Genomic DNA, 15,001 nt, shown 5'->3' on the forward strand with positions numbered 1-15,001 from the left:
GACCAATGACTTTATTCGTCAATTTGCCATGAATCTTTCGTTAATTCTTCATCGAGAATTTTCTTAGGACGCACAATAATAATGATTCTTCCTAGTAGAGGAATTTCTGGCTCCGTTTCAAACCATTGAAAATCTAATTCACCAGCATTTTCAACGACAAAGTAGTTGGAAGCATCCCATTGTCGCTGGGCGCGATCTACTACTACTAGTACTGATTCTATCCGAGTTTGGGGTTGGTTAGATAAGCGATCGCTAGAAGCTAATATCGCGACTGGATCTTCTGCTGCTAACAGTACTTGCCAACCCGGTAACGGCACCCAAGCTTGTTCGCCAGCAAACTTGACCATGCGAAATGGTTCAATTTCGGTAATTACGGGCACAGCCTGTAAATCTTGTCCTGATAATGGCAACTCGCCTACCACTGGCACCATTCGAGGCAATTGTTCTTCTGATTCCAAGCGATAAAAGGGTAAAATTGGAGCCGGACGCTTGGGAACGGTGGTAAAATCAGTCAGTAATTGTTCGATTTGTTTCCTGGCTGCTGGTGTGTGAGCGAAACGCAAACCTTTGGCTATTAAGCGCGATCGCTCCTGTAAATCTGAGTTTTGCCGTGCTAGTTTCCAACTTTGATAGGCAACTGCATCCCCAGGATGATTAGAAAATCCTTCTGGCAAAGTACGCAAATAAGAAAATTCTTTAACTGCTTTGGCAACTTCCCGCGCTTCATCAGCATCGAGTTTGTGAACGTAGATCAGTTCGGCTGCTGTGGCGCGTTCTTCTTGGGTGAGCAAACGTAATTCGTATAAAATATCACTACCACGCGTGCTGTAGTGCGATCGCGTGGCTTCGGAAGCTCCAAATTTTTCTAAAGAATTGTAAACTTGAGAACCAACAATCACCTGATTTTGTTGAATCGGCTCAAATCCAGTGGCTTCAAAAATTTCTTGGGGATTGTAGCCAGTTTTCTGCAAGGAGGCGATCGCTGTTCCCCATTCCACCCAGTTACCTTGCTTTTGCCTCAACTTTTGCAGTAATTGTGCTGCATCGTCGTTGGTAGTATTTTCGGAATTCTGAGTGTTGGGCGGTAGATCAGTCATAAATCGGTGTGTGAGCTTCAACTTGAGAGGTTGATTAATACCTCATGAGCAAGTTTTATTCTAATCTATGAACTGCCCACAGCTAATGTATTGGGTTTATTTGTGCTCAGTTCAACGCCATCGCCAAGATATTTCAGCCAGCAATTTTTCTCGTGCTGAACAATTAAATGTGTCTAAAAATATGATTTTACTCCGTAATAACCCATGACAAAATACTGCTCTTCTCGATTAAGCTTGGTATGGAATATAACAAGATAACCAAATATTTAAGGAAAATATCTTATGGATAATCCTAGCCTCGAAATTGAGAAAATCCAGTATCAAGTGATGACTCTTGAACGACCCAAAAAACTGAAAATTCTCGTGGTTGACGATGAGCCAGATAATCTCGATCTGCTTTATCGCACTTTTCGACGCGATTTTAATGTTTTGAAAGCTGATAGTGGGGTAAACGCCCTCCAAGTTTTGGCAGCGGAAGGCGAGGTAGCTGTGATTATCTCCGATCAACGGATGCCAGAAATGAAAGGAACTGAATTTCTTAGCAAGACGGTACCTCAGTTTCCCGATACAGTCAGGATAATTCTCACGGGATTTACTGATATTGAAGACTTGGTAGAAGCGATTAATGCCGGACAAGTCTACAAATATATTACCAAGCCTTGGGACCCAGGAGAACTCAAAGCGGTAGTCCAAAGAGCAGCCGAAACCTACGACTTGCTCAAGCAGCGTACAGAAGAGTTACGCCGCGCCCACGCTCAAATGGCACTGCTGAGTGTTTTGGTGCAGGTGACTCAAGCAGCTTCTAGCTTAGAAGAAACTCTTAGCCCAATTGCTAGAGCTTTTTCTGAAACTTTTGGTACCCAAGGCTGTATTCTACAACTTATAGATGGACATAATCTGAGTGCAAGTCAAGGAAATTACAGCGATACAAGGACAGTAGAAAATTGGCTTTCCCAAGACCCGCTCACCCAAGAAGCGATCGCCACAGGAAAAATCCAACTTTCCTTGAATATACCGAAAGACAGCAAATTAAATGATGCTGTTCACTACCAAAACTCAGGAGTGCAAGCACATTTAGTGATGCCGATTAGCTACCGGAATCAACTTTTGGGCGTATTATCACTACAGTGGAAACAACCGTGCATTTTGCGAGAAGATGAATTAAAGCTGATTGATTTATCAACGCAACTGGTAGCGATCGCTCTAACTAGTAGTCGCTGTCATCAAAGCATTGTGTAGTTGTCATTAGTCATTAGTCATTAGTCATTAGTCATTTGTGAAAACTAATCTCCAGTGCCCAATGCCCAATGCCCAATGCCCAATGCCCAATTCCCCATGCCCCATGCCCCATACCCAATGACTAACGAAATTCAGTCCATTTTTAACCGCATTGCTCCAGTTTATGACCAGTTGAACGATTGGTTGAGCCTGGGACAACACCGAATCTGGAAAGAAATGGCAGTGAAATGGAGTGCGGCTAAATCTGGTGATACTGCACTTGATTTGTGTTGCGGTAGCGGTGATTTAGCTTTACGTTTGGCTCGGCGCGTGGGAGCAACAGGACAAGTCTATGGAGTGGACTTTTCACCAAACCTGCTAGAAACTGCTAAAGAACGCTCGCAAAAGCAGTACCCCCGACCTGTTATCGCCTGGGTGGAAGCTGACGTGCTAAATTTGCCCTTCGACGATAATCAATTTGACGCCGCAACAATGGGCTATGGTTTAAGAAATGTTAAAGATATTTCCCGCAGTCTGCAAGAGTTATACCGTGTCCTAAAGCCGGGTGCTAAAGCTGCGATTTTAGACTTTCATCGACCGAGTAATCCTCAGCTACGCGGTTTTCAGCAGTGGTATCTAGACAATTTTGTCGTGCCGGTTGCTGATTATTTGGGCTTAAAGGAAGAATATGCTTACATCAGTCCCAGCTTAGACCGCTTTCCCATTGGCAAAAAGCAAGTAGAGTTAGCTCATCAAGTTGGTTTTGGGGCTGCCACACACTACCCCATTGCGAACGGTATGATGGGAGTGCTAGTAGTCAAGAAAAATGACTGAAGAGTTAGGAATTAAAACTTATGAATTATGAGTAATGATAAATTCTCATTGACAACTTATCATTCCTAACTCTTAATTCTTAACTCCTAACTCGTCACTCCTAAATCCCAAATCCAAAATCCTGTGGACTGGTCTCATCTTTGGCTTTATGTGTCTCCCCCTATACTGGGTGGAATTATCGGCTATTTCACGAATGATATAGCGATCAAAATGTTATTCCGTCCCTACCGAGCAATTTATATTGCTGGACGAAGAGTACCCTTCACCCCTGGATTAATTCCCCGCAACCAGGAACGTCTGGCTCTGAACATTTCTAATACAATCATGGGGTCGTTACTAACGCCAGAGGAATTACAAAATCTGGCGCGGCGTCTGTTACAAACAGAACGCGTACAAGGAGCAATTCTTTGGTTGTTGCGGCTGGCGATCGAACAAGTCAAAACAGATAAAAACCAGAAAAGTGCTAAAATTGTAGCGGGAATTTTGCGGGATTTATTAGGAGAATCCTTGCCAAGATTGTTGAAGGTTCTATCTCGGCGAGAAGACTTTTTAGAAGCGCAGATCAATCAAGTTTTTGACCAGATATTGCTGGAATTTCAATTGACTGAAGAACAAGCCACGCGGCTTGCTGATTGGTTATTGCAAGTGGTTTTACCGCCAGATGTATTGCGCCAAGCAATAGTTGATTTTTTGACCGATCGCACAATTCAAATTATTGATGAAGGCTTTCGAGAAAAAACCAGTGGTACTTACTGGGTAGTGGCAAATTTGTTTGGTTTACGTAATACTCTGACGCGACTCAGGACTTTTTGTTTAGATGAAAAAGAAGCCACCAATACTCGTTTGCAGGAATTAACTCAAGATTTGCAAATGCGCGAGCGCATTCGCAAATTATTGCAAAATTTATCATTACAAAACTTGCCGATTGGAACAGTCCGCCAGCTACGAAAGACAACACGCGAAAGCGTGCGTCATTACTTACAAACTAGTGGCAGCGATCTACTACAAGGATTAACTGATTCTGTGAATTGGGAAAATATTGCTGTAGTATTGTTAAACCGCTTGAGTACTTCACCTGTTGTCAATACTTCTTTAGAAGTGATGAGTCAAGAATTGGCTTTTATTTTAGAGAAGTATTTGGAAAAAGATTTAGAGGCAATTGTCGCACAAGTAATTCCAATTTTGTCGATAGATCAAGTGATAGTCGATCGTGTAAAATCAACTTCGCCGGCTGATTTAGAAGCTGCGATCGAAGGAATTGTCAAAAATGAATTGCAAGCAATTGTGAGTTTAGGTGGGATTTTGGGTTTAGTTGTCGGACTATTTCAAACAGGGTTTTTATTATTTAGTCAATTTTAATTTGGAAAAGGGAGTGGGGAGTAGTTAACTGTTGACTGTTAACCCCGAACAGGTAAGGGCGTTGGGGCGTCTTTCATTCCATCCATCGAAGGTATAGGGTGAAAGATGCCTTTTTATAAAAAATTTCTGACAAAATATCAATTTCAGATTTTTTGTGTCAATTGATTCTGATAAGTTAGTAAAGTAAATAAGCTATTACGCTTTAAAATTGCACAGTTACTCATAAGGTTCGTTGACTGTTGACACTTAACAGTCAACAGCCTACATGAAAAGATGTGCGGCTTTAGATGTAAGGGCAGCTTATTATAATACTTTCAAAGCTTCCTAACCCGGCGGGGGCGTTGAGCAAAACAGACACAATTGATTGGCTAAAAGTTATGGCGCTCATAGTTCAGAAATATGGTGGTACATCTGTCGGTTCAGTCGAACGCATTCAGGCTGTTGCACAGCGCGTTTATAAAACTGTCAAAGCTGGAAACTCCCTGGTTGTAGTGGTTTCAGCAATGGGCAAAACCACTGATGGACTCGTCAAACTAGCTAATGAAATTTCGCCAAATCCTAACCGCCGGGAAATGGATATGCTGCTTTCCACTGGCGAACAAGTCACCATTGCCTTACTCAGCATGGCGTTGCAGGAACTCGGACAACCAGCAATTTCTATGACTGGCGCTCAGGTAGGAATTGTTACTGAAGCCGAACACAGCCGCGCTCGGATTTTGCATATTGAAACTAGTCGCTTAACTCGCCACATCAAAGCAGGAAAAGTGGTTGTTGTAGCTGGCTTTCAAGGTATATCCAGCACCGGAGAAATGGAAATCACAACTTTGGGACGTGGTGGTTCGGACACTTCAGCGGTAGCTTTGGCAGCAGCATTACAGGCAAATTTTTGTGAAATTTATACAGATGTTCCAGGGATTTTAACTACAGACCCGCGCTTAGTTCCCGAAGCTCAGTTGATGGATGCCATCACCTGCAATGAAATGCTGGAACTAGCTAGCTTGGGAGCAAAAGTGTTGCATCCCCGTGCTGTGGAAATTGCTCGTAACTACGGCGTTCCCCTCGTAGTCAGATCTAGCTGGACGGATGACCCAGGTACTTGGGTTACCTCTGCCAAATCCCAAGGGCGATCGCTAATTAATCTAGAAATTGCCCGTCCAGTCGATGCTGTAGAATTTGATACTAATCAAGCAAAGGTCGCTTTATTGCGCGTTCCCGATAAGCCAGGTGTAGCAGCGAGGTTATTTGGCGAAATTTCCCGTCAAAAAGTAGATGTAGATTTGATTATTCAGTCAATTCATGAAGGTAATAGTAATGACATTGCCTTTACAGTGACAACACCGATTTTGAAACGAGCCGAAGCAGTAGCAGCAGCGATCGCCCCAGCCCTGAGAAGTCCATTCAATCCCAAATCTGACGAAGCCGAGGTAATGGTAGAACATAACATCGCCAAAGTTAGCATCGCAGGCGCAGGTATGATTGGGCGTCCCGGTGTAGCTGCGAAGATGTTCGCCACCTTAGCCGAAGCGGGCGTAAATATACAGATGATTTCCACCAGCGAGGTGAAAGTCAGCTGCGTAGTAGATGCAGCCGAATGCGATCGCGCCGTTACCGCACTGAGTAAAGCATTTGAAATTGAAGCAGGGGAGCAGGGGAGTAGGGGAGCAGAGGAGCAGGGGAGCAGGGGAGCAGAGGAGCAGGGGAGCAGGGGAGCAGAGGAGAGGACTTCCCCTCTGCCCCTGTACCCCTCTGCCCCTCTGCCAAATTGTCCTCCCGTTCGTGGTGTCGCCCTAGACTTGAACCAAGCGCGTCTGGCGATTCGCCAATTACCAGACCGACCGGGGATGGCGGCAAAGTTGTTTGGATTATTAGCACAACACAATATCAGTGTTGATATGATTATCCAGTCTCAACGTTGTAGGGTAATTGATGGTATTCCCAGGCGGGATATTGCCTTTACTGTCTCCCGGATGGATGGCGAAAATGCAAAACAGCTGCTCACCGAAGTAGCAGCAGAATTAGGATGGGGCGAAGTTGTTTTGGATAGTGCGATCGCTAAAGTAAGTATTGTCGGTACAGGTATGGTAGGACAACCAGGTGTTGCCGCTAAAATGTTTGAAGCCTTAGCCCAACAACAAATAAATATTCAGATGATTGCGACTTCAGAGATCAAAATTAGCTGTGTCGTGGCACAAGACCAAGGTGTTAAAGCTTTACAAGCTATTCATAGCGCCTTTGGACTAGCTGGCACTGAAAAATTTGTTGTGCCAGCGTAATCCAACGTGAATTCGATGTATCGGATTTTGACCTCACCCCCAGCCCCTCTCCTTCAAGGAGAGGGGAGCAAAAAGCCCGATTTTTCGTTACTCCTCCCTCTCCTCGAAGGAGAGGGAGGCTGGGTAGGTGAGGTTTTTATAATTCACGTTAATTAATGCTTCTCTGACTTTTTCAGCAAGACTTATTTATTTTTCGCTTGCCATCTTTCCATCATGGCTATGATTTCGGAGATTTCCCGTTCGCCACGCCAAACTAAATCAAGTTTTTTGAGTTGTTCGAGACTGATACCGCCATCCTCCTCAGTAATTCGGTGATATTCTGTATCTCCCATTGCTGCTAATAGATGTTGAAAAACGATCGGTTCATCAAACTGAGGATTTTCTTCCGGATCGTTGAGAATTAGCATTGCTCGTTCTTCGGGCAATCCTTGGAGGGTGCTTAGTATAAATCGTGTGGGAAAGTCTGCATCTTCAAGTTGAGGATGACGCGACACTAACCCAGCCACTAGTACTCCTAGATAAGCCGCTGCTTGAGAATTGCTTAATACCTGAATTTGTTGGATAGCAATTTCAGTTAAATTACTAAAAAATGTACACCCTAATTGCTGTTCAATAGCAATGATTCGATCTTGGCTTGCTAAAGGTTCTAACTGTGCTTCAAACAAAAATTTACGTTGCTCTGGCACTTGGGACAGTAAAATTTCCTTGGCGCGATCGCTCATCAAAAGTCTGCCATCAGAACCAAAGCTAAAGTCTTTACCTGGTTCTAAACCGCCATTTAAAAGAATTTGAAAAACGTTAGTTTGGGCTTTTTCTTGCATCTGTTCGTATTGCGCTTGCCCAAGAAAAATTCGACAAAACCAACGGTGAGTGTCAGAGTCGCATTCAAGCATTACCTGGTTAACTATCAAATTAGTTAACTTTTCTGTTCCCACAACTTTTTGCCAGTCTACAATCAAGCTACTAACAGTAGCTACATCGCGACGGTTCAGCGCCTCGATTAATTGGCGCTTTACAGTGGCCGCTAGGTCTTTCTTCTGCCCAAATCTGTTGATTTTCAATCTTCTAGACGCAGATATGTATCATTCGCTGCGCTATTTTTATCGCATTTGGGGATCGAGTGTCATGGGTGGGATTGCTGAAGAATAGGGATCAAAATAACCTGTTAATATTCTCAATCTTTGTTCCAAGTCTCATTTTATGCATACATCTTACTTAAGTCGGGTACTATATAACCGTATATATTTAGTCACATCTTACCCAAAAAGAAAAATATTAGTAGCAATAAGCAGTATTAGCTAATTAATCGGACTTATAAATGGGATTTTGCTATGATTATTTTTATTTTCAGAAATTTTTATATTTTAAAATTACCAGTAATAACACCTACACTATAATCAAATAAAATATTAGACTATAAGACTATATTTGATATTGATGGATAGTCATTTCCTAGATAGACGCTACCGAATACTAAAAGTTCTCAATGATGGGGAAAAGGCAAAAACGTATCTCGCAGAAGATGTTAATCTTCCTGCCAAACAATTTGTAGTCAAACGACTATATCTTTCTACAAGCAATCCCCAAAATTTAACAATCCTGCACCGCTTGTTGGCTAGCAAGGTAACAATTTTAGAGCAACTCGGACAAGAACACGACCAAATCCAGAAGCTAGTTGCTTATTTTGAAGAAAATGAAGAATTTTATTTGGTTGAAGAATTTATTCCTGGCAATCCTTTGACTGATGAAATTTTACCAACACAACCTCTAAGGGAAGACCAAGTAATTAGTTTGTTATCAGAGATATTAGAAATTTTAGTAGTTGTGCATAGCCGTGGAGTAATTCACCAAGATATTAAACCGGAAAACATTATTCGCCGTGATTCAGATAAAAAGTTAGTTTTAGTTGGCTTTAATACTATTAATGAAGTTAGCACGAATTCTAATGGTCTCGAATATACGCCTATAGAGCAAGCTAACGGCAACCTGAAATACAACAGTGATATCTATGCTTTAGGTATAGTTGCGATCGCCGCACTTCTCGGTTTGCCAACAAACGAAATATCTCATCTGCGAAGCCAGAAGAATCGGTTCACAGGTGAAATTGTTTGGCAGCACAAAAATTTAAAAATTAGCAACAAGTTAGCAAAAATTATTAATAAAATGGTGCGTTTTGACTATCGAAAACGCTATCAGTATGCGACTGAAGTTTTAGACGATTTAAAAAAGTTAACAAGTGCTGAAGGCGAACGCCAAAACCAGCATCAAAAATTATTCTTAGCCATGACCGGCATAGCTGGCTGTCTCACACTTGGTGTTGCAGGGTGGTTTTTGCAGTTACCAAAATCTGAAAGTAATGGTGAAAACAAATTATATCAAGAGGGAGTAAATAAATATGATATAGCAAACTATGAAGGAGCAGTTCAAGATTTTAGCCAGCTGATTAAATTAGAACCAAAAAACGCTTTGGCTTATAATAAGCGAGGCGATGCTTATTATCGGTTAGGAGACTATGAGCAAGCACAAGCAGACTCTAGTCAAGCAATTTTGCTCAATCCTCAAGATGCTAATGCCTATTATGACCGGGGATTTGCTTTGTATGAATTAGGCAAGTATAAAGAAGCGATCGCTGATTACACCCAAGCAATTAAGTTAAATTCTCAAGATGCATACGCTTATTATGGTCGGGGATTAGCCCGCGTTCAAATTAAAGATAATAAAGGGGCGCTTGGAGATTTTAGCAAAGCGATCGCCATCAAACCTGAGTATACTGAAGCCTACTTGCAGCGAGGTATTCTCCGCCGCCGTCTCAAACTTAAACAAGCAGCAATCCAAGATTTTGATAAAATAATTAAAATCAACCCTAGCGATGCCAAAGCCTATTATCAAAGGGGTTTAACTCAAGTTATTAATAATCAAAAAGATGCAGCCTTGAAAGATTATTCAGATGCAATTAACATCAACCCCAAATATATAGAAGCTTATCTAAATCGTGGCGATATTTATAGCGATTTAGGCAATAAAATAGCAGCTAATGAAGATTACAATACTATTTTAAAGCTAGATCCAAAATTTATTGCTGCTTACATCCACAGGGGTATTCACCGCTTTTCTTTCGGAGATTATAAAGGCGCTATTCAAGATTATAGTGAAGCATTAAAACTAGATCCTAATTATACCGCAGCTTACAATAACCGTGGTAACGCTTATCTCGAATTAGGAAATAAAAAAGCTGCAAATCAAGATTATTCACAAGCGATCGCTATTGATGCTAACAACGCCTTAGCCTATTATAATCGGGGCGTAATTCGCGCCAAACAGAAAAATAAACAAGGAGCGATCGCAGATTTCAAAAAAGCTGCAAAACTATTCCAAAAACAAGGCGAAAAAGCTAGTTATCAAGATGCCCAAAGGGAAATTGCAATTCTGCAAAACAAGTCAGTAGCAGGAAAAACTACTCGTCCAAAGTCTGGAAGAAGAGAGAAAAAAGGGAGTGGGGAGTAGGGAGTGGGGGTAAGGGCAGGGGAAGCAGGGGGGCAGGGGAGGCAGGGGAAGCAGGGGGAGAATGAAAATGGCTTCTTTGTGCTGTACTCCCTAATCCCCTTTGTTTGCCCAGCACGAAACATTAAAGCTTTTACACAAACCGACCGCTAGACTGTTTGCGCCGAATTCCAATCACCGCATATCCTTAACCCGGATTTCTTACTTGCGATAAATCCGGGCTAGCTGGTATGGCGATAGATCTATATAGTTGTGCAATTTACACTAGACTTATCCTTAATATTAGAAGCTTATTTATAAAGTAATTCTTAAGTTGGTGCGTCATATTGTATTTGTATCCAAAGCGATCGCACTTTATTTTTATAAGATTTGCTACATTTGCAAACTCAAATATAGTTAGTTTTTGAATAGAAATATTCCTGAAAAATCGGTAAAATTTGATATCAAAATTACATAGCAATTTCTAACTAAGTAAGACCGTGTATTCAAACTTTTAGCTTTTCAAATATAAATAAATTTTAATAACTCAATAGTTATGCAAATATTAATAGTTAAATAATCTTAGGACAAATAAAAACAGCTGGGATCTACATCAGCAGTGGTATTTGCTGGATAGATAATGCAGATCCCAATACGGTTCGGTTAAGATCCCCCCGCCTACGCCGACCCCTTTAAAAAGGGGGTAAAAGAGGGTTATAAGCTCTGCCTCCCCTGCCTCTCCTGCTCCCACTCTCCACTCCCCTCACACATTTATTGGAAAGTAACTCAATGGTTTTTCTATTACCTGGTGTCAAATTCGATCTGGATTTGATTCAAAAATATGACACTCGCGCACCCAGATATACAAGCTATCCACCGGCTACAGAGTTAGACGAAACATTTACCCAAACTGATTTTAAAGCTGCGATCGCCGCCTCGAATCAACGCAAAACTCCTCTTTCTTTATATTTCCACATTCCTTTTTGCCAAAGTGCTTGCTATTTCTGTGGGTGTAACACGGTAATTTCTAACAACAAGAAAATTGCTGAACCTTACTTAGACTATTTGGTTCAAGATATCAAAAATACCGCAGCCTTAATAGATTCAGAAAGAAAAGTGCTGCAAATTCACTGGGGTGGTGGTACTCCTAATTATTTGGAACGCGACCAAGTAGAATTTTTATGGAAAAACATCAATCGTCACTTCAACATTGACCCACAAGCGGAAATCTCAATTGAAATTAATCCTCGCTACATTGATAGAAACTATATTCTGTTTCTCAGACAAATTGGGTTTAATCGCATTAGTTTTGGCATTCAGGATTTTAATACGCAAGTTCAAGTAGCTGTGAACCGCGTTCAGCCTGAAGAAATGTTGTTTGATGTCATGAGTTGGATTAAAGAAGCGAAGTTTGAAAGTGTGAATGTAGACCTAATTTATGGTTTGCCTTATCAAACTCGCGAAAGTTTTCGGGAGACGGTGCAAAAAACTATGGAATTAGATCCCGATCGCATTGTTGTTTTTAATTTTGCTTATGTACCTTGGTTGAAACCAACGCAAAAAAATATTCCTCAAGAAGCTTTACCTCCAGCCGAGGAAAAGTTAGAAATTCTGAAAATGACCATTGAAGAATTGACGAATAACCAATATCTATTTATTGGGATGGATCATTTTGCCAAAACTAATGATGAATTAGCGATCGCTCAACGCAATGGCACTCTCAAGCGTAATTTTCAAGGCTATACCACCCATGCTGAAACAGAACTTTTTGGTTTTGGTGCTACATCCATCAGTATGTTAGAAGATGCCTATGCTCAAAACCACAAAGAATTAAAGGATTATTATCAGACAATTGCAGCAGGTAATTTACCTATTAGTAAAGGTATTAAACTGACTCAAAATGATATCATCAGACGAGATGCTATCATGTCTATCATGTCTCACTTCCAGTTACATAAGCAAGACATTGAAAATAAGTATCATATAAGTTTTGATGAATATTTCTCCGAGGAACTAGAGGCGTTAAAACCACTAGAAGCCGATGGTCTGGTGAGTTTATCAACAGATCGCATCCAAATCACAGATATCGGTAGATTATTAGTCAGAAATATTGCCGTAGTGTTTGATACTCATACAAGAACGCGAGAATCAAAATTTTCTCGTGCGATTTAAGGCAATAGGCAATAGATTTTTCAGGAATAATTTAGAGAACAAGAAGATCCCCGATTTCTTAAAGAAATCGGGGATCTGAAGCGTTTTTATATCTCCGCTCTACTGGATTCGGGGATCTAATTTTTCATCAACTTTACAACTCCAAAAAGTTAGATAAGCAAATTACATCTTCAGATAGATATAGCAACGCTCAAATTACCGATTTTTTTGAATAAATAGAAAGTTCTGTTCTTCTTCAAGAATCTAGTTATATAATCCACAAACTTGAATATACAAGTTCAAAATTTAATAATTGACGATCGCTTTTCGCTAGTAAAAACTTGGATTGGCAATTTTCTGCTATAAATGCCAAATGTCAATTCTCATATCCTTTAGATAGAGCCTCTTTTATCTAACTTTTGATTCAGCATTTATCCCATGTGATAGAAAAAATTGTGAATTAAAGTTGATAAATTATATACAAGTCTAATTGATGAGGTAATTATCGATTATGAGTATTATTGCTTGGGTAGTTTTAGGACTTTTAGCAGGTGCTATCGCTAAAGCTATTTATCCTGGTTATCAAGGCGGTGGTATTCTTTCCACAATGATTTTAGGTATCATTGGTGCGTTTATCGGTGGAAGTTTGTTTACATTGCTAAGAACCGGGACTTTGCAAATTACTTCGGCTGGCGCTGGCTTAACTATTCCCGGCATTTTAGTAGCTGTCCTTGGCGCGATTATTGCTATCTATCTATGGGGATTAATCAGAAGAAGTAGTAACGCATAATTGCTAAACGGCAGTTATTAATCTGAAATTACCGCTGGTATTTAATTCTTTCATAGTTTTCCCAATTGAGAAGCTATGCGAACTCAATCTTACCCCGATACATGTGAGAAATACTACTAGTAATTAAAACCAGTCCATCTATTTTGTCAAACTGTTTTTTGGAAGCTTAAATCTATGTTCTTTCACAAAAAAGATCCTATTCATGTAGTAAACGTTAAGGAACCAAACCCTCGTTATGCTCAATTACTTTTAGAGCAATTTGGGGGAGCGACCGGAGAACTAAGCGCAGCTTTGCAATATTGGGTTCAATCATTCCACGTAGAAAACGCTGGAATTAAAGATATGCTCCAAGATATTGCGATCGAAGAATTTAGCCATCTAGAAATGGTTGGCAAACTCATCGAAGTTCATACCAAAGATACCGATCAAACAGAAGCTTATAAAAGTACTCTGTTTGCAGTACGAGGTATGGGCCCTCACTTTTTAGATAGTCAAGGTAACGCTTGGACTGCAAGTTACTTGAATGAAGGCGGAGATGTAGTCCGCGATTTGAGAGCTAATATTGCAGCCGAAGCTGGCGCTCGTCAGACTTACGAAGAGTTGATTAAGCTAGCAACTGACGAAGGAACTAAAGAAACTTTAGTCCATCTTTTAACACGAGAAATTTCTCATACCCAGATGTTTATGAAAGCTCTAGATTCTCTGGGTAAGTTAACAGATCCCTTCTTTGGTAATGTTCAGCCAGATGAAACTGTTGCGCTTTACTATAACTTATCTACAAACGGTGGTAAAGATGAGCGCGGCCCTTGGAATTCTGAGCCAACATTTAAATACATTGCAAATCCCCTAGAAAGTCACTCTTAATTCCATAGTTTGCAGTTAGAACATGAGTGGATTTATAGCAAATATTTTTTGGCTTATTCTTCTTAGCTTTGAATGATTGCCAAGCTGTATTTGCTGATATTAATTTCCAGAGGACACACCATAGGGGCGCACATCTGTGCGCCCCTACGAATGGCTTTGAAGGAGGCAGGAGGCACGAGGTAACACCGTTTCGCTTTAAGGTTGATACATTTAGGCAAGTAGGGGAGCAGAGGGGAAAGAATTTGTATCAGGATTTTAGTGAAATGGTATAAGTAGGTGGACACAATTATTTAGAAGACGCATTTCGACTTCTCCCAAGGGGAGACGCTACGCGTAGCTTGCATCCCGTTCGCCCTTGGCGTTCCCGTACCCTGCGGGAAGCAAGCTAGCAAGAGCGTCTCCGTTAGGAGAAGGGTAGGGTACGCTCAATGCTCGATCGCTGAGAAGACGAGGGTTGAGTTTCGACTACGCTCAACTTCCGCGGAGTCGAAACCCGGCAACCTCTTTTTTAGTTTAATTTAGTGTTTCTACTTAGAAGGCTTTTATGTTTTACCTCGGTTGGGGATTGGTGACTCCTCAATAAGGAGAGCCAGCAAATTTTTAAATTGGCATTCTTGTCTTAAACCACAAGAAAAGCTAGCGATCGCGGCAGGAGTCTCCAGAGTAGTTTTCCTCCTGGCTTCCTTGATAAATATTCAGGCACACACAACGATACAGAGTGATGTTTCTGAATTCAGCAATTACAGCAGATTTAGTGAAATACGCCCCTTCAGTTTAGTAGATACAGCAGATTTCAACTTCGTGAAGTACAGAAATACCCCTCCCCGAACTCGCAAAGAGGGTTGGGGGGTGTACCTCATTTAGTTGCAAAACGCTGTAAGTATAAAGCTTATTTCACTTCTGAATTCTGCATTTTCTTTAATTCAACCCTAAAT

The 15,001-nt window shown here is 41.0% G+C and carries 10 protein-coding genes; 8 read left to right on the top strand and 2 right to left on the bottom strand.

Translation table 11 applies throughout. The features are described 5' to 3' along the window. Positions 1–11 precede the first annotated feature (11 nt). Entirely contained in the window at positions 12–1,097 is a 1,086-nt protein-coding gene (locus tag NSTC745_RS18115) for a RuBisCO accumulation factor 1 (RefSeq protein ID WP_445638382.1), read from the bottom strand. 282 nt (positions 1,098–1,379) lie between these two features. Here NSTC745_RS18115 and NSTC745_RS18120 point away from each other — a divergent pair, with 282 nt between their 5' ends. The 4 genes from NSTC745_RS18120 (at position 1,380) to NSTC745_RS18135 (ending at position 6,781) form a co-directional block, all read left to right on the top strand. Then, the gene (locus NSTC745_RS18120; protein WP_445638383.1) at positions 1,380–2,336 is read left to right on the top strand and encodes a response regulator; all 957 of its coding nucleotides are present in this window, start codon (positions 1,380–1,382) and stop codon (positions 2,334–2,336) included. Positions 2,337–2,453: 117 nt separating this feature from the next. Further along, positions 2,454–3,149, top strand: a complete 696-nt coding sequence (gene ubiE, locus NSTC745_RS18125; RefSeq protein ID WP_445638384.1) for a bifunctional demethylmenaquinone methyltransferase/2-methoxy-6-polyprenyl-1,4-benzoquinol methylase UbiE — start codon at positions 2,454–2,456, stop codon at positions 3,147–3,149. Positions 3,150–3,272: 123 nt separating this feature from the next. Next, positions 3,273–4,508 (top strand): DUF445 domain-containing protein, encoded by a 1,236-nt coding sequence (locus NSTC745_RS18130; RefSeq protein ID WP_445638385.1) that lies wholly within the window; start codon positions 3,273–3,275, stop codon positions 4,506–4,508. 377 nt (positions 4,509–4,885) lie between these two features. Beyond that, on the top strand, positions 4,886–6,781 hold the full coding sequence (locus tag NSTC745_RS18135) for an aspartate kinase (RefSeq protein ID WP_445638386.1): 1,896 nt from the start codon (positions 4,886–4,888) through the stop codon (positions 6,779–6,781). 182 nt (positions 6,782–6,963) lie between these two features. On the opposite strand, the gene NSTC745_RS18140 is transcribed toward NSTC745_RS18135, so the two are convergent. Beyond that, positions 6,964–7,842, bottom strand: coding sequence for a hypothetical protein (locus tag NSTC745_RS18140; RefSeq protein WP_445638387.1), 879 nt, complete (start codon positions 7,840–7,842; stop codon positions 6,964–6,966). A 376-nt stretch (positions 7,843–8,218) separates the two neighbouring features. On the opposite strand from NSTC745_RS18140, the gene NSTC745_RS18145 reads away from it, so the two are divergent. The 4 genes from NSTC745_RS18145 to NSTC745_RS18160 all read left to right on the top strand — a co-directional run bounded on the left by NSTC745_RS18145 (position 8,219) and on the right by NSTC745_RS18160 (position 14,066). After that, the gene (locus NSTC745_RS18145; RefSeq protein ID WP_445638388.1) at positions 8,219–10,285 is read left to right on the top strand and encodes a tetratricopeptide repeat protein; all 2,067 of its coding nucleotides are present in this window, start codon (positions 8,219–8,221) and stop codon (positions 10,283–10,285) included. A 765-nt stretch (positions 10,286–11,050) separates the two neighbouring features. Next, positions 11,051–12,433 carry an oxygen-independent coproporphyrinogen III oxidase gene (gene hemN, locus NSTC745_RS18150; protein ID WP_445638389.1) on the top strand — a complete coding sequence of 461 codons (1,383 nt, stop codon included), beginning with the start codon at positions 11,051–11,053 and terminating at the stop codon, positions 12,431–12,433. A 490-nt stretch (positions 12,434–12,923) separates the two neighbouring features. Further along, complete coding sequence (locus NSTC745_RS18155) at positions 12,924–13,202, top strand: GlsB/YeaQ/YmgE family stress response membrane protein (protein ID WP_096539000.1); 279 nt, start codon at positions 12,924–12,926, stop codon at positions 13,200–13,202. A gap of 174 nt (positions 13,203–13,376) precedes the next feature. Next, positions 13,377–14,066 (top strand): manganese catalase family protein, encoded by a 690-nt coding sequence (locus NSTC745_RS18160; protein WP_445638390.1) that lies wholly within the window; start codon positions 13,377–13,379, stop codon positions 14,064–14,066. Positions 14,067–15,001: the final 935 nt, after the last annotated feature.

The sequence above is a fragment of the Nostoc sp. DSM 114161 genome (assembly GCF_052692665.1).

What these genes read in the sequence shown, in the direction of transcription:
- NSTC745_RS18115 (WP_445638382.1), bottom strand. Translation starts at nt 1,097, where the DNA reads ATGACTGATCTACCGCCCAACACTCAGAATTCCGAAAATACTACCAAC.
- NSTC745_RS18120 (WP_445638383.1), top strand. Translation starts at nt 1,380, where the DNA reads ATGGATAATCCTAGCCTCGAAATTGAGAAAATCCAGTATCAAGTGATG.
- ubiE (WP_445638384.1), top strand. Translation starts at nt 2,454, where the DNA reads ATGACTAACGAAATTCAGTCCATTTTTAACCGCATTGCTCCAGTTTAT.
- NSTC745_RS18135 (WP_445638386.1), top strand. Translation starts at nt 4,886, where the DNA reads ATGGCGCTCATAGTTCAGAAATATGGTGGTACATCTGTCGGTTCAGTC.
- NSTC745_RS18145 (WP_445638388.1), top strand. Translation starts at nt 8,219, where the DNA reads ATGGATAGTCATTTCCTAGATAGACGCTACCGAATACTAAAAGTTCTC.
- hemN (WP_445638389.1), top strand. Translation starts at nt 11,051, where the DNA reads ATGGTTTTTCTATTACCTGGTGTCAAATTCGATCTGGATTTGATTCAA.
- NSTC745_RS18155 (WP_096539000.1), top strand. Translation starts at nt 12,924, where the DNA reads ATGAGTATTATTGCTTGGGTAGTTTTAGGACTTTTAGCAGGTGCTATC.
- NSTC745_RS18160 (WP_445638390.1), top strand. Translation starts at nt 13,377, where the DNA reads ATGTTCTTTCACAAAAAAGATCCTATTCATGTAGTAAACGTTAAGGAA.